The organism is Butyricicoccus sp. AM32-19 (assembly GCF_003480365.1).
Taxonomy (GTDB): domain Bacteria; phylum Bacillota; class Clostridia; order Oscillospirales; family Butyricicoccaceae; genus Agathobaculum; species Agathobaculum butyriciproducens.
The window spans coordinates 53,683-78,025 of sequence record NZ_QUIX01000001.1 but is presented as its reverse complement, the minus strand read 5'-3'; the positions used below and the strand labels follow the sequence as shown (position 1 = coordinate 78,025).

Here is a 24,343-nt window from a genome sequence, read left to right as displayed (position 1 = left end):
TTACTCTGCATCGAGCGCGTGTGCCGCGCGGCGCACCAGCACACCCGCGAGGTGTCTGCGATATTCCGCACTGCCGCGCAGACTGCTGCCGGTCTTAATTTCCGCCCGAACAACTTCCGCCATCTGCTCTGCCGTTCTATCCACAGGCTGTGCATAAATCTGTGCGCGTGCCGGACGGGCACCGATGGCGAACCGGTAGCCGTTTTCGTCCTTGACGGACGCACAGGTCAGCACCGGAATATCGGTCTGGCTGATGCGCACAGACTGGTAGTTGAATTTCGCATTTTTCTTGGGCACGATAATGCGCACCAGAATATCGCGGTCCTTGGGTCTTTCGGCGTACTCGGAAAGCGGCACAATGCCGCCCTTGTACAGCTCTACCTGTGCGTCCAGCACGAGGAACATGGTCAGCACATCAGAAAAGCCGAATCGGCTGTACAGGCTGCCGCCGACGGTCGCCAGATTGCGCAGCTGCACGCCGACAATATGGCGCACAGACTCGCGCATCGCACCGTTCGTGTAGGCTGCCAGTCCTTCGTGCAGCTCCAGCGCGCGCAGCGAGGCCATTGCACCGATCCGGAACTCGGTGTCGGTCTCCTCGATGGTGTCCAATCCCAGACCGGACAGGTCGATTGCCGTGCCGACATTCAGCGTCTCCATTTTGAGCCAGATCATGCCGCCGATCACGCGGTTGGACTTTTTCTGGTTGAGCGCATACGCTTCCTCGAGCGACTCGGCTTTTTTGTATTCCCGTATCGTCAACATACGTTATATCCTCTCTCTTTCAGGGGAATGTGTTATCTTTTCAGTATACTACTTTTATTTTACCACAAAATCTGCTATAATGCCGTTGTGAATATCAAAATACAACGGAAAAGAAAAAGTTGTGGGAAAGGAGCCGCTATGCAGCCAAATATCCGCGTGATGCTGTTCGATGAGAACGGCGAACGCTTTTTCGGTGAGGGACCGTGCCGCCTGCTGCATGCCATCGAGCAGACCGGATCGCTTCGCGCTGCCGCGCAGTCCATGCAGATGGCATACACCAAGGCGCTCGGACTCGTCCGTCATGCCGAGCAGGTGCTCGGTTTTGCGCTCACCGAGCGCAAAATCGGCGGCAAAGGCGGCGGCGGCAGCGTACTCACCGATGAAGCAAAGGAGTTTCTCTATCGCTATGAGCAGTATCGTGACGCCTGCAAACAAGCAGGAAAACAGCTCTACCCGCAGTTTTTCCCCGACGAAAAGTGAAATCGGATGTGTGATCATGGCATCCGGACTGGCAAAACGGTTTGGCTCCAACAAGCTGCTCGCCGAATTTGACCGAAAACCACTGCTCTGCCGTGCGTTTGCCGTGACAGAGGGGTTGCACCGCGTGGTCGTTACCCGCTCGACCGAGGTGCAGACATTGTGTGAAGAATGCGGCATTCCTGTCCTGCATCATGCCCTTCCCTTTCGCAGCGACACCGTGCGGCTGGGACTGGAGTACCTGCTGCCGCGGTTTCCGGCCATGTCCGGCTGCGTGTTTCTGCCGGGCGATCAGCCGCTGCTGACGAGGAAAACGCTCTGCGGTATGGTGTCGGCGTTCTGTGCGCAACCGAGGAAACGATCACGGATTTTTCGCCTGTGCGAACCGCAAAGCGGTACGCCGGGCAGTCCCGTGCTGTTCGGCGCAGATTATTTTGAGGAACTGCGTTCTCTTCCCGAGGGCAGGGGCGGCGGCGTAGTTGTCAAACGGCATGCAGAACAGGTTGCGCTGTTTCCCGTAAAGCATCCGGCGGAATTGATGGACGCGGATACGCCGGACGTTCTCGCAAAATTAAAAATGATTTTTCAAAACGATTCATTTTATCAGTAATGCCAACCATTTGATGTGGCGTTACATGGGCGTACCTTGTGCGCCCCTACGGTTACGTTTGTGCAGTCGGTTTACACGGTGCGCCGAGGTCGTCGCACCCTGCAGTATCATTTTACGCCTCTCTCAATCGGAATGGCGAATGGTTGACCGTTACAATCATTTTCCATCCTCAATTCTCCATTCGCAATTAAAAACCCCGGAAAGAACTTCTTTCCGGGGTTTTGCATTATGCTTCGGTTTTCTTATCCTTCGGGAGCACGATATTGAGCAGAATCGCAACAAACGCTGCCGGTACAATACCGGAACCGCCGAAAATCAGCTGAACCGCCTGCGGCGCCTGTGCCAGAATGGTCATATTGGCACCCATGCCGTAGCCGACACCCAGAGCAACCGACACTATGGTCAGGTTGCGCGGCGTCATCTCCTCCTTGGTGATCAGCTGGATACCGCTGATAACAATGGACGAGAACATCATAACAGCCGCACCGCCGAGCACGGACTGCGGCATAATGGACACGATCGCGCCCAGCTTCGGAATCAGGCCGCACAAAATGAGGAAGATTGCGCCGACGGACAGTGCACCGCGGTTGACAACCTTGGTCATGGTAACAAGGCCTACGTTCTGGCTGAACGAGGTGTTCGGCAGTACGCCGAACAGCGCCGCAAACGACGAGCCGATACCGTCGCAGGCTACACCGCCGGACAGCTCCTTGTCGGTTGCCTCACGGCCCATGCCGCCTTCCATAACGCCCGAAATATCGCCGACGGTCTCGACTGCGGTAACAATAAACATAACCAGTACCGGCAGGATGGCACGCAGATCAAACACCGGCTTTACCGGCATCAGCTTCGGGATGGCAAACCAGCTGGCCTGTGCTACCTTGTCCCAGTTGAGTACCCATGCCTTGGTGAATTCTATACCGTCCGCGTCAACTGCGGTGGTCGGCAGAACCAGACCCATGATGATTGCCGCAATGTAGCCTCCAATAATGCCCACAAAAATCGCAGACGAGCCAAGAAAGCCCTTGCAGCCGTGCTTGACGACCAGAATAACCACCAGCACGAACAGCGCCAGCAGCAGATTTTCCATCGAGCCGAAATCCTTCGCAGAGTTGCCGCCGCCGAAGGAATTGATGCCGACCGAGATCAGCGACAGACCGATACTCAGCACGACCGTGCCGGTAACGACCGCCGGAAAGAATTTGCGCAGCGGCTTGAGGAAAAAGCCAAGTACCGTCTCAAACAGGCCGCCGAGAATGGACGCACCCATAATCGCGCCATACGCAATCACACCGCCGCCCATGGTAGCCGCAACGCTGTTGAACACGCCGATAAAGCCCGAACTTGTACCCATGATGATCGGCACCTTGCCGCCGATCGGGCCGATGGAAAACAGCTGCACCAGCGTTACCACGCCGGCCACGAACATCGCGTTCTGCAGAACGCTTACCTGCAGGTCCGCGAACTCGCCGCCTGCAATGCCGCACGCACCCATGATGATGAGCAGCGGCGTCAGATTGCCGACGAACATCGCAAAAACGTGCTGCAGTCCCAGCGGAATCTTGCGCGACAAAGGCATTTTTGCCTCAAAATCGTGCGCTGCGTCCATAGAAATTTTCTCTTGCATACCCACACTCCTTTGTGTTGTCCTGTAAAGTGCCGTGCCATTCATTCCCCTTAGCAAAACACTTTCTGATTTCATGCAAATAAATTATAACAAAAACAAATTCCTATGTAAATGGATTGCGCGGACAGCCGCAGGATTTTGGAGGTATGCGCAAAAATTTACGTTCTGCGACCTGTTTCCTTAACAATTTCCCGAATCCGCGCAAAAGGAAAGGAACAACGCACACAGGCATTGTCCCTTTTCGTATCGTTTCGAATTTCTGATTAACCCAGTCTTTCCTTGCGCTCACGTCCGTCTCTCAGCAGAATGGTCAGTTCCTCGCGGTCTCCTGCTCGGATGGCCTTGCGGTATTCGTCAAGGTGCTTGATGACCTCATCAATCTCCTCCGCGAGCGGCTCTGCGTTGCACAGGAACAGCTCGCTCCACATGGTCTCATTCAGCTTGGCAACACGCGTCAGATCCTTGTAGCTGCCCGCCGAATAGCCGTTGTGCTTGTCCGCCTCCGGACTTTTGATGTACGCCGAGGAAACCACATGCGCCAGCTGCGAGGTAAACGCGATCATGTGATCATGCTGCTGCGCCGTGCAGCGCACGGTCTGACCGAAGCCGAGCGACATGAAGTACGCTTCCAGCTGCTCAAGCACACGCTCGGTGCTGCTCTTTGTCGGCACAAAGATCATGCTCGCACCGTCAAACAGGGTCGACAGGGCAAAATCCAGACCGGAGAACTCACGGCCCGCCATCGGATGGCCTCCGACGTAGTGCACACCGGCGTCGAGCGCCGCCTGCTCCAGACGATCGACCATAAACTGCTTGACGCCGACCATATCCACGATCACGCAGCCCTTTTTCATCTTCGGCATGTTCTCGAGCAGCCAGTCTACCGTTGCCTGCGGGTACAGACCGATGATAACAAGGTCAGCCTCCTTGTACAGCGCTTCGGTCGCAATCGCGTCAATCGAGCCGTCAGCCAGTGCCTGCTCTGCAGTTGCACGCGTGCGGTTCCAGCCCAAAACGCGGCTGAGCGTGCGCGCCTTGATGGTTTTCGCCATCGAGCCGCCCATCAGGCCCAGACCGGCGATGAGTACGGTATCAAACATGAATGGGTTCCCCCTGTCTTTTGTTTTTTATTCAGTTAAAGTTTATAACGGCAGACAGGGTTTGTCAATGAAAAACCGACTGCCTTTGCAGCCGGTTGTCATTTCATCATTTCTTCGGTCTTGGATTGACACTGCAAATCCGGTGCCACAACGGCGTAATCCGGCAGATAACGAACACAAGCAGCGCACCTGCCAGATTGAGGATAAGATCATCCACATCGCACGAGCCCGTTCCGGTGTACACCTGCAGCACTTCCACCGCCGTGATGCTCAGCGTGAGCGACGCCGTGAAAAAGAAAATGCTTCTCTGCCAGCGGAACAGTGCGGGCAGAAATACGCCCATCGGCGCAAACGCAATCAAATTGCCTGCCAGATTGAGTACCACAAGCCGCAGCGAGATATTGCCGTAGCCGTAGGCCAGCAGGTAATTTTTCACCGTGCGGAGCGGCTCCAGATTTACCATATCGAGCGAGGTATGACCAAATCCGCGGCCGAATGCGTTATCGAAAAACAGCACATTCAGCAGCACCCATATGTAGTACAGAAACAGCACCAGCATGTACAGCCGCCGCCGTGTCGGACGCGTATTGTCCGGCACGCCGCAGAACAGCGCAGCACGCAAAAGCACCGCAAAAATCGCTGCAAACATGAATTTCTGCTCGGGTGCAACGGTGATTCCGGGTGCTAACTCATAATAGATGTTGAAGCACAGAAATACCGCTGTCAGCAGTACCGCTATGCCGCGAATTAAATTCTTCAAAAGGAGATTCTCCTTTGTATTGGAATATCATAGGGCGGGAGTACCCGCCCTATGTCAAAAATTCTGTTACAGGCTCTCCGCTTCTCTGAGCCACAGCGCGGATACTGCGTCCGACGGCATACGCCAGTCGCCGCGCGGCGAAAGCGTTACGGTGCCGACCTTCGGGCCATCCGGCAGGCAGGAGCGCTTGAACTGCTGCGTAAAGAAGCGGCGCATAAAGGTCGTCAGCCACTTCTTGATGGTCGCGTCATCGTACACGCCCTCGAAGGTCTTGTGTGCGGCACGGAAGATCTTGCGCGGCGGATAGCCGAAACGCAGCATGTAATACAGGAAAAAGTCGTGCAGCTCGTACGGGCCGACCAGATCCTCGGTCTTCTGGCTGATTTCGCCGTCCTTAGGCGGCAGCAGCTCAGGTGATACCGGGGTATCGAGCACATCCTGCAGCACGTCGGACAGCTCCCCGAGGGTGCGATCGGCCTCATAGGCAACAAGGTAGCGCACCAGCGTTTTCGGGATAGAGCCGTTCACGCCGTACATGCTCATGTGGTCGCCGTTGTAGGTCGCCCAGCCGAGCGCCAGCTCGGACAGGTCGCCCGTACCGACAACCATGCCGCCGTTCTTGTTGGCGAGGTTCATCAGCACCAGCGTGCGCATGCGGGCCTGACCGTTTTCAAAGGTAACGGAAAGATCGTCCTTGGACTGACCGATGTCCATGAAATGCTGATCGACCGCCGCCTTGATATCCACGGTCTTGAGCGTAACGCCGTAGGCTTCCGCCAGTTTTTCTGCGTTGCCCTTGGTGCGGGCGGTCGTGCCGAAGCACGGCATCGTGACGGCCAGAATGCCCTTGCGGTCGAGTTCGAGCATATCAAACGCATGTACGAGCACGATGAGCGCGAGTGTGGAATCCAGGCCGCCGGACAGACCGACAACCGCCGTTTTCGCGTGCGTATGGCGCAGACGGGTCGCCAGACCGGTTGCCTGAAGCGTGAGAATCTCCTCGCAGCGTTCATCGCGGAGCGCCTTGTTCGCCGGAACGAACGGCGTGCGCGGGAACGTGCGGTCGGCAAGGTCGTTTTCCACCGGCTCGAGCGAGAACGAGAACACGCTGCCCTCGATAGACTCGAATGTGTTCATGCGCTGACGCTCGTGCGCCAGACGCTGGAGGTCGATATCCGCGTAAATGATGCCCTGCGAGAACATCTTGCTCTCAGCCAGCAGCGCACCGTTCTCCGCGATAAGGTCGTGACCCGCGAAAACAAGGTCCTGCGTGGACTCGCCGAAGCCGGCGTCCGCATACAGGTACGCGCACAGCAGTCGTCCGGACTGCTGACGAACAAGGTCGCGGCGATAGCCCGCCTTGCCGATGATCTCATCCGATGCGGACAGGTTGACGATAATGTGCGCGCCCATCTGCGCCAGCGTAGTAGACGGCGGATTCGGCACCCACAGATCCTCGCAAATCTCCACGCCGAAGGTGAACAGCGGCTGCTCATCGCACTGAAAAATGCTGTCGGTCACAATCGGTACATAGCGCGGCTCACCGGCTGTATCAGTAAGCGTTACGCTCTCGATCGAACCCAACGCATCTGCCGATACGAAATGGCGCTGCTCGTAGAACTCGGAGTAGTTCGGAAGATGGGTTTTCGGCACGAACGCCAGCACGTCACCGGCGTTTACGACAGCAGCCATATTGTACAGCTTACCGCGCACGCGCAGCGGCAGACCGACTACGATGACAGCCGCAAGCTCTGCGGTCTCGCGGCAGACCGTGTTCAGCGCCTCCAGTGCGCCCTCGAGCAGCGTTTCCTGCAGGAACAGGTCGCCGCAGGTATAGCCGGTCAGGCACAGCTCGGGGAATGTGATGAGCTTCGCGCCTTTGGCAGCGGCCTCCTTCGCCAGCTTTACGATCTCAGAGGTATTATATGCACAGTCCGCAGCGTGCAGATCAGGCGTTGCTGCGGCAATTTTGATAAATCCATCTCGCATCGGTGATGCTCCTTCCAGTGGGATAGTCCAGATAGAGTTAGTATACCTCTTTTTGCGCGTTTACGCAAGGGAAATGCCCTCAGAAGAAAACTTGTGCACCCACAAGACTGGGTACGCGAAGCGCGCAAGCGGTATGTTGTTTCCGAGCGAAGAGTTACCGCCTGCGGGCGGCGGGAGTTCGCCGTACCCACGGCGTGGGGGCAAAAGGGTAGACACCTACGGTTTCTACCCTCTTGACTCCCGTTTCCCTTTATTTTTTAATCTGACGCAGACCAGAGACCGGCGACCGCTTCGAAACGGGGAACGGCAGAGGAGCTTTTCTACCGTAGGGGCGCACAGTGTGCGCCCATTTCTCTACCTATACGCAGTGTCAGATACCATTCTGCTACACATATCGGCTACTCCACGCAAGTGCGACATACCCGTGTCGCGCAACTCGTTTATCTGGATATTACGGACGGCACCTGCGAATTGCATTTGTCCATGTTATTCATTCGTACATATGGTGGGCGAAAACGAATCGCAAAACGAAAAAATGGAGAATGAAATGATTTCATTCTCCATTTTCAATGACTTACCGATCGACAACCGGAATCTCGGACTCATCCTTTTCATCCAGATGCTTCAGATAATGCTTTGTCTCTGCCGCGATCACGCCGGAGAGCAGCAGCACAGCGATCAGGTTCGGGATGGCCATGAAGGCATTGAGTACGTCCGCAATGGTCCACACAAGGTCGAGCGCAAGCACGGGGGCACACACAACGACCGCGATAAACAGCACCTTATACGGCAGAATCGCCTTTTTGCCGAGCAGATACTCGGCGGCACGCTCGCCGTAGTACGACCATCCGAGGATGGTGGAGTACGCGAACGTAATGATGCTGACCATCAAAATCAGCGGACCGATATACGGAATCTGTGCGAATGCTGCGGTGGTCATCTGACCGCCGTTTGCCATATTTTCCGCATTGACCGCCGGATTTTTCATCATCGAGGAGACAAGCACCAGACCGGTCATCAGGCATACGACAACCGTCGTCCAGAAGGTGCCGGTCGCGGAAACGAGCGCCTGCCGCACCGGATTGCGCGTCTGCGCCGCGCTGGCAACCAGCGGCGCCGAGCCCATACCGGACTCATTCGAGAACAGGCCGCGTGCCACGCCGTACTGCAGCGCCAGACGGATACCGCCGCCGACCAGTCCGCCGGTCACCGCGCCCGGCTTGAACGCCAGCACGAAAATGGCCTTGAGAGCCGGCAGCAGAAAATCGTAGTTGGCGCATAGAATAACGATGCAGCCGACCACATAGAACAGGGCCATCAGCGGCACCAGTTTTTCGCACACAACTGCGATGGATTCAATGCCGCCAATAATGATAATCGCGGTGATAATGCCGAAAATAATGCCGATTGCGATACGCGGCAGGCTGATGGGAAGGTTGGTCTCCAGTACCTCGGCAATCGCGTTGATCTGCGTGCCGCAGCCGATGCCGAACGAGGCGAGCATAGCGAACAGCGCAAACAGCACCGCCATCACCTTGCCGAACTTCTTCCACTTGAGGCCGCGCTCAAGCGCGTACATCGCACCGCCCATCATGCGGCCGTCCGCGGTCTGCACGCGGTACTTGACCGCGATCAGGCTCTCCGCGTACTTTGTGGCAATGCCGAACACGCCGGTCAGCCAGCACCACAGCACAGCACCCGGTCCGCCGAGATAGATGGCCGTGCCGACACCGATGATGTTGCCCGTGCCGATGGTCGATGCGAGTGCAGTCGTCAGCGCCTGAAACTGACTGACGTCACCCGGCGAATCCGGGTCCTTTGTCACCGACAAGCGAATGCCAGTGAAGGTTTTGCGCTGGATGAAGCCCGTGCGGAACGTCATAAAAATATGCGTACCGCACAGCAGCACCAGCATGGGCAGCCCCCAGATCCAGCTGTCGATTTTGTTCATTAATGCAACAAATACTTCCATGTATCCGATTCCTTCCTCACTTTTCTTCTCTTTCGGACAAGAGAAGGCGCTTACCCGCCATTTTTGTTCGGATAAGCGTCGCAGGCTTATATTATATCGAATTTTCCGGAAATATGCAAGCATATTCGTGCGTATTCGACACTTTTCCGACATTTGACGGGATATTGCGCGTTCTCCTATCGTATGCTATAATCGTATAGAATCAAAAACTATCGAGGTGTTCCCTATGAACTCTGTGAATTATAAACGGCTGGAAAAGAGCCTGACCGACGTCATCCAGGAAGCACAGCTCAAGATTGGCTACGACCACCACCCGATCACGCTGTATTATCCCACGGAATCCGTGGCGCGTCTGCTCGGCACACCGGAGGAGGACGCGGACAACACCGAGCGTGCGCTCGCTTCCCTTTCCGCGCACACCGCCGGCACGCTCGGCGCAATCCAAGTCATCCGCGATGACAAGCGCTTCTGCTTCCACATTTCCGCAGAAGGCACACAGTATGTGCATGAACAGCTGCCGGAACCCGCGTTTCTGCGTGCATTTCTGCAGGTAATGCGCGGTCTGACGGTCAGCTTTGACGATATTCTTGCGGTGTTCCATCAGTTTTCCGACAAGGTGCACTGTGAGAAGCTCGAGGGCAACGAGGAGTTTGACTACCTCGTGTACTTCGAGGACGGCACACCGGACAGCTACCGCTACTGCATCAAGCTGGATGATGACGGTGATGCCGTCTATCACCGCTTTACGCCAGAGGATTATGCGGCGTTTGGCTTCTAAACCTCACGCAGACATGAAAAAGGACGCTCCTTGAGTGTCCTGAGACTGTCGAAAAACTACAGTTTTTCCGACAATCTGTGTTTTGACTTCGCAAAACACGGTCGTCCGAAAGTTCCCATGCGGAAACTTTCTCCCGCTTAAAGTATCAAAACCGAGGTACACGCCCCGGTTTTGATATATTTGCTTCGCAAATATTATTTCATGCGCGCTGCCGCGCAGCAGCGTCAGCATCGTGAAAACGGACTTTATTGACAGACAAAGGACGCTCCTTGAGCGTCCTTTCTGTTTTGCGGTTTTACTGAGCGGACTCGGTAGTAGCCGTCTGGGTCTCGTCCGTCGAGGACTGGCTGTCGGTCGCGGACTGGTCTTCGCTCTGCGCGTCCTCAGTCTGCGCATTACCGTCATCATCCGATGTATCGCTGTTCAGAACAGTCTGCACGTCAGCCGGCAGATAGTCCTTGGTGTTATCATAGGTGATCTTGTCGTAAGCATCGGTGGTCTGGATGTCAGCCTCGTCGATCCACTGCTGCATCATCTCGTCGATCGAGCCGGCAGTGCCCTTTTCGGAAGCAACAGCCGCAATGATGGAATCGCGCATGTTCTCGAACTCATCCTGATTCAGCTCGCAGCGCTTGATGATATGGTAGCCGTACTTGCTCTTAACCAGGCCGGAAACTTCGCCTTCCTGCAGCGCCTTGGCAGCGTTGTAGAACTCGTCTACCATCTGACCCTCGGTGAAGGTATAGCCCTTGGCATACTGTGCTTCGCCTGCATCCTCGTTCTTCTCGGTCAGCAGCGCGTCAAAGTCCTCGCCGTTGTTCAGGCGATCCAGAACAGCCTGTGCTTCCTTCTTTGCTTCCTCATCGGTGCGGGTGGTCTCGCCGGTGGACGGATTCGTAGTCAGAATGAGGATGTGCTTTGCAGTGATGTAGTTGTCATCGAAATACTTCTGCAGCTCGTCATCGCTCGGAACACTTACGCCGTTCTCGCCGAAGTAGTAATCCTTCAGCACCTGTGCGCATGCGCTGACATACTGGTAGTTATTGTAGTTGTCCATGTCAAAGCCGATCGAAGCCAGGCGCTGCAGATAAGCGTCCTCGCCGCCGAGCTGCTCCGCATTCTGCTTGTTTGCCGTAACAATGTTCTTCTTCTGGCTGTACGACAGGGACAGGCCCAGCTCATCCATCTTCTGCTTAACGATATGGATCAGAGCGACCTGCTGCTTTGCGGACTCCTTTGCGGCATCGCCGAATGTAGATGCCATATTCTTCTCCGAGAGACCGTACATAGCGTACATCTGCTGATAATTGATGATCTGGCTCATCATATAGCTTGCATACTCATCTGCGTGGATTTCCTCACCGTTGACCGTCATAACGACCGGTGCATCGCTTTTCAGCTCCTGATAATCCACCACAAAGGTGGATGCGCCGTATGCGGTTGCGCTCATAACGACAGCCAGCATAACGACCAGCGCAACGATGCGCTGCACTAACTTGCTCATATTACTATGCTCCCTTTTCTGTATTTTACGAACGCTATCAGTATAACACTATTTCGGAACAGGCACAAGCGAAAACACAGAAACATCACAAATTTCGCTGCCCGCTGGGGACGGCGTACCACGCCGCGGGGGCAAAAGGGTAGACACCTGCGGTTTCTACCCTCTTGACTCCCGTTTCCCTTTGTTTCTTAACCCGGCGCAGACCGGAGACCGGCGACCGCTTCGAGAAGGAGAACGGCAGTCGGGTTACTCTTGCGTATCTTTCGTGAAATATTCGCGGTTCACAGATAGCTTACTGCTACACAGGCGGTTTACTCTCCGCAGGCGCGACACGAGGTGAATTGCCCGAAAGGCAAGAGAAGGTCCCCTGGGGGATACCCGTGTCGCGCAACTCATTGGCCTGGCAGCTACAGACAGCACCTGCGAATTTCATCTGATGATAAATGTTATACCGTAGGGTGCGCCGACTCGGCGCACCTTTTCTAACGAAAAAACACCCGTAAAATGCAAAAATGGAGAATGAAAACCATCTGGTCAATTCTCCATTTTCCATTCTCAATTACTGCAAACAAAAAGAGAACCGCTTCCGCGGTTCTCTCAGTCTGTCGAAAAAGCCGCATTCAACTCTTTCGGATTCGTGCGGCAGCACGCATAAAGTAGAATTTGCGCAGCAAATTCATAAATTCCGGGAGCATGTATCTCGGAATTTATACAAGGGAAGAAAAAATGTGCCCGCAGGGCGCGGTTTTTCTTCGGTTTCGCTCGAAAGCATGGTTTCGAGCGAGAGGCTGCTCGGAAAACGATAGTTTTTCGACAGCCTCAGAGAACCGCTTCCGCGGTTCTCTTTGCTCATTTCGCGTCAAACCCTTGACAGATAACCTCAAACAGCTCATTAATACGCTCATAGCGTCCCTTGAGGTACAGCCAGCCGAACAGCGCCTCGAGTGCGGTCGCGTAGGCATACTCTGCCACGGAGGCCGACTTCGGCACGGATTTCGGCTTTGCGTTGCGTCCGTGACGCAGAACGGTCTGCTCGTCTTCATCGAGCATAGGCTGAATGCGCTTTACCGCTTCCGCCTGCGCGGACGCACGAACGAGCTGGATCGTACGGCTGTGCAGGTTTTTCGCGGTCTGAGTGCCGCCGCACGCCAGATGCGTGCGCACGAGTATCTCATAAACAGCGTCGCCCACATGGGCGAGTGCAAGACTCGTCATGCGGGCGATCGCAGCGTCATCCAGCACAGGGTGCAGATGATCGGTCATTACTTGTCCTCAGCAGCCTTTGCTTCAGCGGCCTGCTTTGCAGCCTCAGCCTTAGCCTTGGCAGCAGCAGCCTGCTTAGCCTGCATTTCCTTGAACTTGGCCTTCTCTTCCTCGGTCGGAACCGGCTCGATGCAGCCCTTCGGGCAAACCTTGGTGCACATCTTGCAGTTCTTGCACTTGTCGTAGTCGATCTTGGCAACGCCGTCTACTACGTGAATTGCATCGAACTTACAGGTCTTCTCGCACATCTTACAGCCGATACAGCCGTTGGAGCAAACCTTCATAACTTCCGGGCCCTTGTCCTTGTTCACGCAGTTAACGTGAACCTTCTTGACCTCGGATACCAGGTTAATGATCTTCTTCGGGCAGGTGGAAACACACTTGCCGCAGGCAACACACTTGTCGGTATCAACCTTTGCAACGCCGTCCACGATGTGGATTGCGTCAAACGCACAGGCCTTTACGCAGGAGCCGAGGCCCATGCAGCCAAAGGAGCAAGCCTTCGGGCCGCTTGCTACACGCATTGCAGCGTTACAGTCCTGCAGACCCTCGTAGTTTGCCTTATCCTTTGCGTTGCAGCCGCCGTTGCAGTAAACGTGTGCAACCTGACGGTCGCCGGCAGCAACCTCAACGCCGAGTACCTTGGCGACCTTCTCAGCCGCAGCAGCACCGCCGACCGGGCAGCCGTTTACCGGCGCACGGCCCTCTACGATTGCAGCAGCCAGACCATCACAGCCCGGAAAACCGCAGCCGCCGCAGTTAGCGCCCGGCAGGCACTCGCGTACCAGCGGGATGCGCTCGTCAACCTCTACAGCGAAAACCTTAGCGGCAACGCCGAGCAGGATTGCGAAAACGATACCCATGATGAACAGTACCGCTACCGCATAAATAACATTTTGCATATCCATTTCTTGTGTCCTCCCTTACCAAATCGACAGGCCGGAGAAGCCCATGAAGGACATAGCCAGCAGCGCTGCTGCAACCAGCGAGATCGGGAAGCCTTCAAAGCACTTCGGGCACTTGGAAGTAGCGTCCAGACGCTCACGGATGGAAGCGAACAGCACGATTGCCAGCGTGTAGCCGACACCGGCTGCAACGCCGTATACCAGAGAGCCGATGAAAGAATAGCTGTTGGAAATGTTGGTCTTAGCTGCGCCAAGCACCGCACAGTTGGTGGTGATCAGCGGCAGGAAGATACCGAGCGCAGAGTACAGCGACGGCATAGCCTTCTTCATGAACATCTCGACGAACTGAACCAGCGTTGCAATTACGAGAATGAACGCGATGGTCTGCATATAACCCAGACCCAGGGGTTCGAGAATGAAGTACTGTACAGCCCAGGATGCTGCGGAAGCGATCGCCATAACGAAGATAACCGCCATGCCCATGCCGAGCGCGGTGTCGGTCTTCTTGGATACGCCGAAGAACGAGCAGCAGCCGAGGAACTGAACGAGAATGTAGTTGTTGACCAAGATTGCCGCGATTGCGAGCGACAGGATATCGGTCAAACCCATAGAGGCAGGTAAATTAAACACTTACTTGTCCTCCTTTCGAGCCATGATCTTCTGGATCGCAGCCAGGATGAAGCCCATCATGAGGAAGCCGCCGGCCGGCAGGATCATCATGACCATCGGGTTGGAGTTGAAGAACGGAACTGCGATGCCGTTAACGCCGTTAACGTAACCGGACAGGATGGTGCCTGCGCCGAGCAGCTCACGGAAGAAGCCCATGAGTACCAGAGCGAAGGTGAAGCCTAGGCCCATTACAACACCGTCGAGTGCGGACGGCAGAACCTTGTTCTTGGAAGCATACGCCTCGGCACGGCCGAGGATGATGCAGTTTACTACGATCAGCGGCAGGAACAGACCAAGGGACGATGCCAGCGACGGCAGGAATGCCTGCATGGACAGGTCGATCATGGTTACGAAGGTTGCGATGATCGTGATGAATGCTGCGATACGGATCTTATCCGGGATAATTCTGCGCATCGCGGAAATAACGATATTGGAGCAGATGAGAACGACGGTAGCCGCCGCGCCCATGCCGATCGCATTCTGCAGAGAAGTGGTGGTTGCCAGCGTCGGGCAAAGACCGATCGTCTGCATGAAAACCGGGTTATCGAGGATAACGCCCGATTTCAGCTGTTCAGAAAATTTCATAGTGGCTTTTCCTCCTTAACCCAGAGTAGCGACATATGCTGCCGCAGTATTAACGCCGTCGGTTACAGCACGGGAGGTGATGGTAGCGCCGGTGATCGCATTGATCGTGCCGCCGTCCTTGGTCACCTTGAGCTGACCGTCAGCAGTCTGACCTGCAAACTGGGTGATCCAGTTCGGGTCTGCCTGGCTCTTCGCACCGAGGCCCGGGGTCTCAGCGTGAGAGGTTACCTTTGCGCCTGCAACGGTGCCGTCCGCATTGATGCCGACGATCATCGTCAGGTTGCCGCCGAAGCCCTTCGGCTCTACCTGTACGCAGTAGCCGATCTCTTCGCCGTCCTTGGTTGCCTTGTAAACGCCGTCGATCTGAGCAGCGGTACGGCCTGCCGGCAGGGTTACGCCAGCGGCTGCAACGTCCTCAGCGGACAGTGCGGTGCCGAGATCCTCGAAATCAGCGTCCGGGATGATCTCTGCCATTGCTGCGTTGCGGGTTTCGATACCGTTCTGGGTGATCTTATCCGCGGTTACACCGTTGATAACGCCCAGCAGCAGTGCACAGATGAACGTGATGAGGCCCAGTACGACGACAAGCTGTACGATGCCGCCTTCCTTTTTGCTGTTATCCATGATTTACTGCGCCTCCTTCTTAGCCTTGTCAAGCTGATAGCCGAACTTGCGCGGATGGGTCTTCTTGTCGATTGCCCAAACCAGCGTGTTCATGATCAGGATGGAGTAGGATACGCCCTCCGGCAGACCGCCGAAGTAGCGGATGAATACCGTCAGCAGACCGCAGCCAACGCCGAAGATGATCTGGCCCTTCGGGGTAACCGGGCTGGTAACGTAGTCGGTAGCCATGAAGATTGCGCCGAGCATCAGGCCGCCGGACAGTACCTGGCTGAGCATCCACTGTACGCGGGAAACATCGCCGGACAGCGGGAACAGGAAGGTGATGACAGCAACAGTAAGGATGTAAGCTGCCGGAATGTTGATGGTGATAACCTTGCGCCACAGCAGGTAAACGCCGCCTGCCAGCAGAGCCAGCGCGGAGGTCTCGCCGATAACGCCGCCGGTCTGACCGAGCAGCATCTCCAGCAGGCCGGTGTCAGCCGGTACAGCACCGGTCTTGAGGGTAGCCAGCGGAGTTGCGGTGGAAATCGCGTCGGTAACGGTTACGTTGCCGAACAGCGGCAGGTTTGCATGCGGAGCAGTCCAGGTGGTCATGAAACCGGCCCAGGATGCCATCATGAACGCACGGGCACCGAGTGCCGGGTTCATAAAGTTCTTGCCGATGCCGCCGAACAGCATCTTAACAACGATGATGCCGAACAGGGCACCGAAAGCGCTCAGCCACAGCGGAGCTGCAACCGGAATGTTGAATGCGATAAGTACACCCGTAACCAGGCAGGACAGGTCGCCTACGGTGTTCGGGTGATGAACGATTTTGTTGTAAATGGTCTCAAACACAAGGCTTGCCACCATTGCGATAACAACATGGATCAGCGCACGAGCGCCGAAGGTGTAAACTGCAACCGCCAGTGCCGGAACAAGTGCGATGAGCACATCGAGCATAAGGCTCCGGGTGTCATCATCCGCCTTGATATGCGGCGAGGAGGTTACGACTACTTTGCTAAGATCATAAGCCATTTTCGTTTTCCTCCTTACTTGTTCTCTGCGGGCTTTTCAGCCTCTGCCTTTGCAGCAGCCTCCGCCTCGGCCTTTTTCTTCTCAGCCTCAGCCTTGGCGCGCTCTGCAGCACGCTTTGCCTGGATCTTGCCCTTGGTCAGACGGAACTGTGCAACCAGCGGGATACGAGCCGGGCAGACGTAAGCGCAGGAGCCGCACTCGATGCAGTCCATCATGCCGCAGTCAACGGCGTTGTCCAGATCCTCCTGCTTGCCGTATACATTCATGTAGATCGGCAGGAGGTGCATCGGGCAGGCGTTGATGCACTTGCCGCAGCGGATACACTGGGGATCCTTAACGCGCTTATCCTCATTGCCTGCAAAGGCGAGGAATGCGTTGGTGCCCTTGACAACCGGGGCATCCAGAGAGAACTGGGCGTTGCCCATCATCGGGCCACCGGCAAGGAGCTTGTTCGGAGCTTCCTTGAAGCCGCCGCAGGCATCGATCAGCTTTTCGATCGGGGTGCCGATGCGTGCTTCGAGGTTCTTCGGCTCGGCAACAGCGGAACCGGAGATGGTAACGATACGGCGGATGACCGGCATACCGGTGGTGAAGCGGCGGTAAACCGCACCTGCGGTATCTACGTTGAATACCGCGCAGCCGGCGTCTGCCGGCAGCTTGCCGGACGGAACTTCACGGCCGGTGCAGGCATTGATCAGCTGCTTCTCAGCGCCCTGCGGGTACTTGCAGGTCAGCGGATACAGCTTGAGGCGGGAATCGTCCGCGATCAACTCCTCGATCTTGGCGAAGGTATCCTTCTTGTTTTCCTCGATCGCAATGATTGCGGTCTGTACGCCCATGATGTCGGCCAGCATCTTCAGGCCGCCGATGGTCTCTTCCGGACGCTCGAGCAGCAGGCGATGGTCGGACGTGATGTACGGCTCACACTCTGCAGCGTTGATGATGACCGTGTCGCACTTGCCGATACCGGACTGGATCTTGACATGGGTCGGGAAGGTTGCACCGCCATGGCCGACAATACCGGCAGAACGGATGCACTCGATACGCTCCTCATTGCTCATGGAAGCGAAGTCGTAGGGATGCACGGACTCGTGCTTGCGGTCCTCGCCATCATTTTCAATTACGATGGACAGAACCTTGCTGCCGTTCGGATGCAGGCGAGGCTCGATTGCCTTTACCTTGCCGGAAACGGTAGCATGGACAGGAGCGCTGACAAAGCCACCGGCTTCCGCGATAGGCTGTCCCAGGTCCACGGTGTCGCCAACCGAAACGATCGGCTTTGCCGGTGCGCCGATGTGCATGGAAACCGGCAGGATTACCTCATCGGGCAATGCCAGCTTCTCGATCGGCTTGGTGTTTGTCGCGGATTTATAGCCCGGGTCTGCGTGAGTACCCGGGTGTATGCCGCCACGGAACGAATACGCCATTTCTTTCACCTCTCTAATATTTTGCGCAAGAAGAACCGGACGCACGCCCGGCTTCCTCTTCTTCAGAAATTGGCTGGCTATGCGTGGAGCATAGCCTTACAGTATAGATTATACTGGTTTTTGTACAGTATTGGCAAGACCAAAAGCAAAAAAAAATCGAATAAAATACAGGGAAACTTTGTACATCTTGTTAAGTCTATCATTTTTATCCGCTTTTTCTTTGTGAATAACGCTCGGGTTCGGTCAGTTTAGACGGATGCAGGCATTCTCTTTCCGGCTTGCATTTTTCGCAAAACCGGCTGAAATGCGCGCAAAATGCGAAGTTTTGCCCTCTGCCTTTTGTGCACATTTTTCGTATACCGCTATTGACTTTCCCTTTCTCCAGTTATAATATGAATACATGAACATATGAGCAATCGTTCATATATTATTGACTATCACCGACAGGAGGCGATCCGAAATGGCAGACGAACACAAGCATGAGGATACCTTATTAAATGAAGAAGTGCATGAGCACGAACATCACCATCACGAGCACGATGATGACTGCGGCTGCGGCTGCGGTCACCATCACCACCACGATGAGGATGAGGAGCACGAGCACCACCATCATCATGACGATGACTGCGACTGCGGCTGCGGACACCATCATCACCACGATGAGGGCGAGGAGCACGAGCACCACCATCATCATGACGATGACTGCGGCTGCGGACACCATCACCACCACGATGAGGATGAGGAGCACGAGCATCACCATCATCACCACGATGACGATGACTGCGGCTGCGGCTGCGGACACCATCACCACCACGATGAGGACGAGGAGCACGAGCATCACCATCACGAGCACGCCGCCGGCGCGCACAGCGTCAAGCGCGTGTACACGCTGCAGAATGTCGGCTGCGCACACTGCGCGGCAAAAATGGAGCAGCGCATCAGCGAACTCGAGGGCGTGGAGGACTGCGTTCTCGTATTTGAGACCAAGCAGCTGCGCGTAACCGGCGAAAATCCGGATGCGCTCTTGCCTGAAATCCGCAAAATCTGCTCCGGCATTGAGAGTGAAGCCAAGGTCATCGCACCCAAGCCCAAGCACTACGGCAAGGACGGTCAGCGCGTTTACACGCTCGAAAACCTCGGCTGTGCGCACTGTGCCGCGAAAATGCAGCACCAGATCAGCCAGCTCGACGGTATCGATGACTGCGTACTGGTTTATGAGACCAAGCAGCTGCGCGTCAAGGGTGACAATCCTGATGCACTGCTCCCCGAAATCCGCAAAATCTGCTCAAATATCGAGAGTGACGTCAAGGTAATCGCTCCCGAGGAGGAAAAGGAAGAGAGCAGCAGCCATCCGCTTGCCGAAATGCTCATCGGTGCAGCGCTGTTCGTTGCCGGTCTGCTCATTCCGGCCATGGCTGTCAAGCTAGTGCTGCTCATCGCGGCTTACCTGCTGCTCGGCCGCCATGTCCTGCTGACGGCTGTCAAGAACATCGGCCGCGGTCAGGTATTTGACGAAAACTTCCTGATGGCCGTTGCAACCATCGGTGCATGGGCGGTCGGCTCGTTCGACGAGGCAGTCGGCGTTATGCTGTTCTACCGTGTCGGCGAATACTTTGAGGATCGTGCGGTTGACCGTTCGCGCAAGCAGATCATGGATGCGATCGACCTGCGTCCCGAGACGGTAAATCTGGTCAAGGACAACGGCGAAATCGAGGTTATTCCGGCCGAGGACGCACAGGAGGGCGACATTGTTCTGGTGCGCCCGGGCGACCGCGTTCCGCTGGACGGCGAGGTTGTCGAAGGCGAAAGCCGTCTGGATACCTCGGCTGTCACCGGTGAGCCGGTTCCGGTTCGTGTCGCTGCCGGCGACAAGGCAACCTCCGGCTGTGTCAACACCGACGGCGCAATCAAGCTGCGCGTCACCCACATTCTCGCTGAGAGCATGGTACAGCGCATTCTCGACAGCGTGGAGAACGCAGCGGCCCGCAAGCCGAAGATCGACCGCTTTATCACCCGTTTCTCCCGCGTTTACACCCCGGCTGTTGTTGCGATTGCCCTGCTGACCGCCATTATCCCGAGCCTTGTTACCGGCGAGTGGCACAAGTGGGTCTACACCGCGATGACCTTCCTTGTAATCTCCTGTCCGTGCGCACTGGTGCTCAGCGTACCGCTGACCTACTTCTCCGGCATCGGCGCAGGCTCCAGACGCGGTATCCTGTTCAAGGGCGGCGCTTCTCTGGAAGCACTGAATAACGTTAAAACCATTGTTATGGATAAGACCGGCACCATCACCAAGGGCAACTTTGTAGTACAGAAGGTCGTTCCGGCGCAGGGCGTTCCGCTCGATGAGAATGAGCTTCTGTGGCTGGCTGCCGCCTGCGAGGGCGCTTCCACCCACCCGATCGCCAAGTCCATCATCAACTCCTACGAGGAGCGCAAAACGTCCGCGGCAAAGGCCGGCGACTTTTCTCTTGTTGCCGTTGGTGCAACGGTTGAGAACATCCGCGAGCAGGCCGGCGAAGGCATTTCCGCCGAGTTGGAAGGCAAAACCATACTCTGCGGCAACGTAAAGCTGATGGAGCGCAATAACATCGACCTTTCCGGCTACCACGGCACCCCGGGCAGCACGGAAGTGCTGCTGGCGATGGACGGTCACTTCCTCGGTCATGTTGACATTGCCGATACCATTAAGGCAGATGCCAAATCCGCAATCAGCCGCATGAAGGCTCAGGGACTCACCACCGCCATGCTGACCGGTGACGGTCAGGCCAGCGCGGATGCAGTCGCACAGGAAGTCGGTATCGACGAAGTGCGTGCCCGCCTACTCCCGCAGGATAAGCTGTCGGCGCTGACCGATATCCGCGAGAAGTGCGGTGCGGTTATGTTCGTCGGTGACGGCATCAACGATGCCCCCGTACTCGCCGGTGCAGACGTCGGCGCGGCAATGGGCAGCGGCGCAGACGCGGCAATCGAGGCCGCAGATGTGGTGTTCATGAAGGCCGACCTGACTTCCATCCCGATCTCGATCAAGATCGCCCGCAAGGCGAATATCGTCTCCAAGGAGAACATCGTGTTTGCACTTGCGATCAAGATTCTTATTATGCTCCTCGGCCTGTTCGGCATCGCATCCATGTGGCTGGCCGTATTCGCTGATACCGGCGTGGCTATGTTGTGCGTGCTCAATTCGATCCGCATGCTGTATATGAAGACCGAATAATGCATACTCTTTGCACATTTTATATAGAAAGACTCCCGTCCGATTGGAACGGGAGTCTTTTGTATACCATATCGTCTGTGCTGATACGCAGGGTTTTCGCCCGAGAGGCGAACGGCAAACCACCGTTTACACCCGGCAAGCAAACTCATTTGTGGAAAACATACTCTTTTCTGAAAGTCCTCGGCGCCATACCCACCGCCTTGGAAAACTGCGCATTGAAATGGCTCGGGTTGTCATACCCCACCTGCGATGCAATCCGTGTTACCGGCAAATCAGTTGTGATAAGCAGCGTCTGCGCTTCGCCAATCCTGCGGCGCAGAACATACTGCAGCGGCGAATATCCGGTCACTTCCTTGCAGATATGCGCCAGATAGTACGGACTGACGTGCAGCGCATCCGCCATCTGCTGCAGAGAAAATTCGTCCGCAAAATGCTTGTCGATGTAGTCCTTGATGCGCTGTGCAAAAGCGTTGCCGCTGTGCGTACTGCCCTCGGCTGCGGTCGCGCGGAACTGCTGCACGAGCGTCAGGATCGCAAGTAGAAGATGATGCGCACCGTCGTCGTTGCCCTCGGTCAGCTCATCGTAAAGCACGTCGTACAGATGCTCCAGCCGCACGGTCTGCGGCTCGGTCAGGCGGCACACCGGACACGAATCCTCCGCGATCAGCGTATTTTCGCGCAGTCCGGGCACAGCCAGTCCGCCAAGCGCCAGACTTGAGGTTGCTACCGGACGATCCGGTCCGGACGGCTCATCGTGCACGACGCGGCTGTTGAAGATGAACAGATCGCCGCGGCGTGCCTCATACGGCGTGCCGCCGACAAAATAGCGGCTCTCGCCGCCTCGCACGAGCACGATTTCCACTAAATCGTCATGCGCGTGCATAACGCGCGGATGCGCCGATGCCTTTTCATCTGTGCGGCTGACCGAAAACAGACGCGGCATCTGCGTCAGGCCGAATGGCGCTTCATATTCCTTTTTCACAAAGCATTGAATCATAAAAACGCTCCTTTTTTCCTCAATTCTGCGGCAAAAGCGCCCTTCTGCGGCGGAGATAGTATCCGCAGCCCACAAAATCCGCGAGAAACCAGCCGATCGGGATAACAATCCGGATACCGACCTCACCGACCGGCCCCGCCAGCGCAAACCAGATCAAACCTTTGGCGATACTGCCTTTTGTCAGATCGCGGTACATAGAATCACCTGCATACTAAGATAAATTCATTATAGCGCTCCTGTGACGAAAACTCAATGCAGCGCTTCACCCGCTGCAGCCCGGCAGGGCTGCGGATAACAGAAAGCCTGCCACCTATGGTGACAGGCTTTCTCTATGCTGATTTTATCGAATCGGCAGCATCTTGCCGGTCTCAAAGGACTCCTTGCAGCGGTAAGCAGCCTCGGAAACGGCGGTGCCGTCATAAACGGTGAGGTCAGTCGGCTTGGTGTTGTCGCGGACATGGCCGGTGAAGGCAACCATCTCGGCTACGAAAGCCTCGTGCCAACGGCTCATGAAGTCCGGATAATACTCCTCGCGGGAGCCGTGCTCATCCACGATATTCAGCAGGTTCTTTGCGCCGACGTTTGCAATGCGCAGCGTGCCGTGGGTGCCGATAATCTCGGTCTCGACATTGCAGCCTGCGGCATGGGTGCGGTTAGTGAACATAAAGCCCATTGCGCCGTTCTCCATCTGGATGGTAGCAGCTGCGTTGTCCGCATCGTTCAGCTCCTTGTACAGGTCGAACTCGAATACGCCGCCGATTGCCCATACATTCTTGACATCCGAGCCGGTGAACCAGCGGATGAGGTCGATATCATGCACGCACATATCGAGGTACTGACCGCCGGAGTGCGGTGCAAACTTGAGGGTGGACTCGATAGTGGAGCGCGGGTCCTGCGTGTAGGAACGAACCAGAACTACCTTGCCGATATCGCCGTTGTCGATCTTGCGCTTTGCCTCGGCGTAGGACTTGTCAAAGCGGCGCATGAAGCCAAGCTGGAAGATCAGGTCGGGATGTGCCTCGATGACCTTCTCGGCAGCCTTGCACTGTGCAACATCCGTGCCGAGCGGCTTCTCGCAGAACACATGCTTGCCGTGGTTCATGGCAATTTCAATCTGCTGGCAGTGCAGGAAGGACGGGGAAACGATAACGATCGCGTCCAGCTCCGGATTCTTGCACATTTCTTCAAAATCGGTGTAAGTATTCGGCACGCCGAGCTCTGCCGCAACTTCCTTTACGCGGTTCGCATCTACGTCGCAGATGGCTGCCAGCCCACAGCCCGGAACCTGCGTTGCAAGGTTCTTTGCGTGCTCATAACCCAGACGACCCAGACCTACCGAACCAACCTTAACAGTTTTCATGGTATATTCTCTCCTTTTATATGTAACTCTCTCACTCTTACGCGGCGGTTTTGCCGCTCTCCATTTGATGATTTTATTGTAGCGTTTCGGGAGCTGAAAAAACAGAGCATTCTTGCGAAAAGAACGCCCCTATTTGCGGGATATGAGCGGGACTCCCGGGCAAACTTTCAAATTCTTGCGGTCGATGTAAAAAGGCAGACCCGACGGTCTGCCTTTACGCTTACGTTGTTCAGCTGACATGAATGACGGCCACCGGACAGCCGCCTGCAGCCTCCTGCGCGCCCGCCTGCTCCTCTGCGGTTTCCGGCTGATGATGGACTTCGGCAAGGCCGTCTTCCGCCATGCGGAACACGGAAGGACAGGTTCCTTCACACAGGCCGCAGGAAATACAGCCGCCTCGTTCGATTGTAACGTGCATACCGATACACTCCTTTCGGAGATTCAGTTTGCCCCGTTTCCGATGATTTATGCGTTCCTGCGCGCGAAACAGCGATGGCGGATGCCGCCGAAGCCGCCCGCAGCTACGGTGCAGTCCTTCGCGGTGATGGTCTGTCCCGGCCGGATAAACTGCTCCACCTGATATACCTTATCTATATTCAGCGAACCGAAATTGATGATACGCACAGCTTTGCTCTCCTTCTCTTTTCTGGCAGTATAGCATATCCGTCCTCCAGCTGCCACTGCAAGCAGCTTTTTA

General features: G+C 55.9%; 23 protein-coding genes. 4 read left to right on the top strand and 19 right to left on the bottom strand.

The window, feature by feature from the left end:
• Nucleotides 1-765 (bottom strand): FAD binding domain-containing protein, encoded by a 765-nt coding sequence (locus DW806_RS00325; protein ID WP_118728753.1) that lies wholly within the window; start codon nt 763-765, stop codon nt 1-3.
• 138 nt (nt 766-903) lie between these two features.
• Between DW806_RS00325 and DW806_RS00320 the strand changes: the two genes are divergently transcribed.
• On the top strand, nt 904-1,245 hold the full coding sequence (locus tag DW806_RS00320) for a winged helix-turn-helix domain-containing protein (RefSeq protein WP_118360065.1): 342 nt from the start codon (nt 904-906) through the stop codon (nt 1,243-1,245).
• Nucleotides 1,172-1,852: a nucleotidyltransferase family protein gene (locus DW806_RS00315; RefSeq protein WP_243022595.1), complete on the top strand. Its 681-nt coding sequence runs from the start codon at nt 1,172-1,174 to the stop codon at nt 1,850-1,852. The genes DW806_RS00320 and DW806_RS00315 overlap by 74 nt, the downstream gene beginning before the upstream one ends.
• Before the next feature lie 226 nt (nt 1,853-2,078).
• Here the strand turns inward: DW806_RS00315 and DW806_RS00310 are convergent, their stop codons facing one another.
• From DW806_RS00310 to DW806_RS00290, 5 genes are all read right to left on the bottom strand, one after another.
• Nucleotides 2,079-3,479 carry a uracil-xanthine permease family protein gene (locus DW806_RS00310; RefSeq protein ID WP_118728751.1) on the bottom strand — a complete coding sequence of 467 codons (1,401 nt, stop codon included), beginning with the start codon at nt 3,477-3,479 and terminating at the stop codon, nt 2,079-2,081.
• Nucleotides 3,480-3,742: 263 nt separating this feature from the next.
• A complete protein-coding gene (locus DW806_RS00305) occupies nt 3,743-4,579 on the bottom strand; it encodes a prephenate dehydrogenase (protein ID WP_118728750.1) in 837 nt (278 codons plus the stop codon).
• 106 nt (nt 4,580-4,685) lie between these two features.
• Nucleotides 4,686-5,339 (bottom strand): VanZ family protein, encoded by a 654-nt coding sequence (locus tag DW806_RS00300; protein ID WP_118728749.1) that lies wholly within the window; start codon nt 5,337-5,339, stop codon nt 4,686-4,688.
• A gap of 66 nt (nt 5,340-5,405) precedes the next feature.
• Complete coding sequence (locus DW806_RS00295; RefSeq protein ID WP_118728748.1) at nt 5,406-7,328, bottom strand: NAD(+) synthase; 1,923 nt, start codon at nt 7,326-7,328, stop codon at nt 5,406-5,408.
• Between the two features lie 574 nt (nt 7,329-7,902).
• Entirely contained in the window at nt 7,903-9,300 is a 1,398-nt protein-coding gene (locus DW806_RS00290; RefSeq protein ID WP_118728747.1) for an alanine/glycine:cation symporter family protein, read from the bottom strand.
• A gap of 226 nt (nt 9,301-9,526) precedes the next feature.
• Between DW806_RS00290 and DW806_RS00285 the strand changes: the two genes are divergently transcribed.
• Nucleotides 9,527-10,078 (top strand): DUF3877 family protein, encoded by a 552-nt coding sequence (locus tag DW806_RS00285; RefSeq protein WP_118728746.1) that lies wholly within the window; start codon nt 9,527-9,529, stop codon nt 10,076-10,078.
• A 295-nt stretch (nt 10,079-10,373) separates the two neighbouring features.
• Here DW806_RS00285 and DW806_RS00275 read toward each other — a convergent pair whose 3' ends face one another.
• The 8 genes from DW806_RS00275 to rsxC all read right to left on the bottom strand — a co-directional run bounded on the left by DW806_RS00275 (nt 10,374) and on the right by rsxC (nt 18,072).
• On the bottom strand, nt 10,374-11,582 hold the full coding sequence (locus DW806_RS00275; RefSeq protein WP_118728744.1) for a peptidylprolyl isomerase: 1,209 nt from the start codon (nt 11,580-11,582) through the stop codon (nt 10,374-10,376).
• Nucleotides 11,583-12,431: 849 nt separating this feature from the next.
• Entirely contained in the window at nt 12,432-12,845 is a 414-nt protein-coding gene (locus tag DW806_RS00270) for a Mini-ribonuclease 3 (RefSeq protein ID WP_110435483.1), read from the bottom strand.
• Nucleotides 12,845-13,747, bottom strand: a complete 903-nt coding sequence (locus DW806_RS00265; protein ID WP_199667369.1) for an RnfABCDGE type electron transport complex subunit B — start codon at nt 13,745-13,747, stop codon at nt 12,845-12,847. Before DW806_RS00265 ends, DW806_RS00270 begins: the two co-directional genes overlap by 1 nt.
• 21 nt (nt 13,748-13,768) lie before the next feature.
• Nucleotides 13,769-14,359, bottom strand: coding sequence for an electron transport complex subunit RsxA (gene rsxA, locus DW806_RS00260; RefSeq protein WP_110435485.1), 591 nt, complete (start codon nt 14,357-14,359; stop codon nt 13,769-13,771).
• 21 nt (nt 14,360-14,380) lie between these two features.
• The gene (gene rsxE, locus DW806_RS00255) at nt 14,381-15,004 is read right to left on the bottom strand and encodes an electron transport complex subunit RsxE (protein ID WP_118477953.1); all 624 of its coding nucleotides are present in this window, start codon (nt 15,002-15,004) and stop codon (nt 14,381-14,383) included.
• Between the two features lie 15 nt (nt 15,005-15,019).
• Nucleotides 15,020-15,628, bottom strand: coding sequence for an RnfABCDGE type electron transport complex subunit G (locus tag DW806_RS00250; protein ID WP_118477951.1), 609 nt, complete (start codon nt 15,626-15,628; stop codon nt 15,020-15,022).
• Between the two features lie 3 nt (nt 15,629-15,631).
• Entirely contained in the window at nt 15,632-16,645 is a 1,014-nt protein-coding gene (locus DW806_RS00245; protein WP_110435488.1) for an RnfABCDGE type electron transport complex subunit D, read from the bottom strand.
• Nucleotides 16,646-16,659: 14 nt separating this feature from the next.
• The gene (gene rsxC, locus DW806_RS00240) at nt 16,660-18,072 is read right to left on the bottom strand and encodes an electron transport complex subunit RsxC (protein WP_117750996.1); all 1,413 of its coding nucleotides are present in this window, start codon (nt 18,070-18,072) and stop codon (nt 16,660-16,662) included.
• A 460-nt stretch (nt 18,073-18,532) separates the two neighbouring features.
• On the opposite strand from rsxC, the gene DW806_RS00235 reads away from it, so the two are divergent.
• Nucleotides 18,533-21,289 carry a heavy metal translocating P-type ATPase gene (locus tag DW806_RS00235; protein WP_118728743.1) on the top strand — a complete coding sequence of 919 codons (2,757 nt, stop codon included), beginning with the start codon at nt 18,533-18,535 and terminating at the stop codon, nt 21,287-21,289.
• Nucleotides 21,290-21,434: 145 nt separating this feature from the next.
• On the opposite strand, the gene DW806_RS00230 is transcribed toward DW806_RS00235, so the two are convergent.
• The 5 genes from DW806_RS00230 to DW806_RS15335 all read right to left on the bottom strand — a co-directional run bounded on the left by DW806_RS00230 (nt 21,435) and on the right by DW806_RS15335 (nt 24,270).
• A complete protein-coding gene (locus DW806_RS00230) occupies nt 21,435-22,286 on the bottom strand; it encodes a helix-turn-helix transcriptional regulator (protein ID WP_117491843.1) in 852 nt (283 codons plus the stop codon).
• A 19-nt stretch (nt 22,287-22,305) separates the two neighbouring features.
• Complete coding sequence (locus tag DW806_RS15065) at nt 22,306-22,482, bottom strand: hypothetical protein (RefSeq protein ID WP_158578246.1); 177 nt, start codon at nt 22,480-22,482, stop codon at nt 22,306-22,308.
• Between the two features lie 144 nt (nt 22,483-22,626).
• Entirely contained in the window at nt 22,627-23,646 is a 1,020-nt protein-coding gene (locus tag DW806_RS00225) for a Gfo/Idh/MocA family oxidoreductase (RefSeq protein ID WP_118728742.1), read from the bottom strand.
• 229 nt (nt 23,647-23,875) lie between these two features.
• A complete protein-coding gene (locus DW806_RS00220) occupies nt 23,876-24,064 on the bottom strand; it encodes a ferredoxin (RefSeq protein WP_118728741.1) in 189 nt (62 codons plus the stop codon).
• A gap of 47 nt (nt 24,065-24,111) precedes the next feature.
• Nucleotides 24,112-24,270 carry a hypothetical protein gene (locus DW806_RS15335; protein WP_188886293.1) on the bottom strand — a complete coding sequence of 53 codons (159 nt, stop codon included), beginning with the start codon at nt 24,268-24,270 and terminating at the stop codon, nt 24,112-24,114.
• Nucleotides 24,271-24,343: the final 73 nt, after the last annotated feature.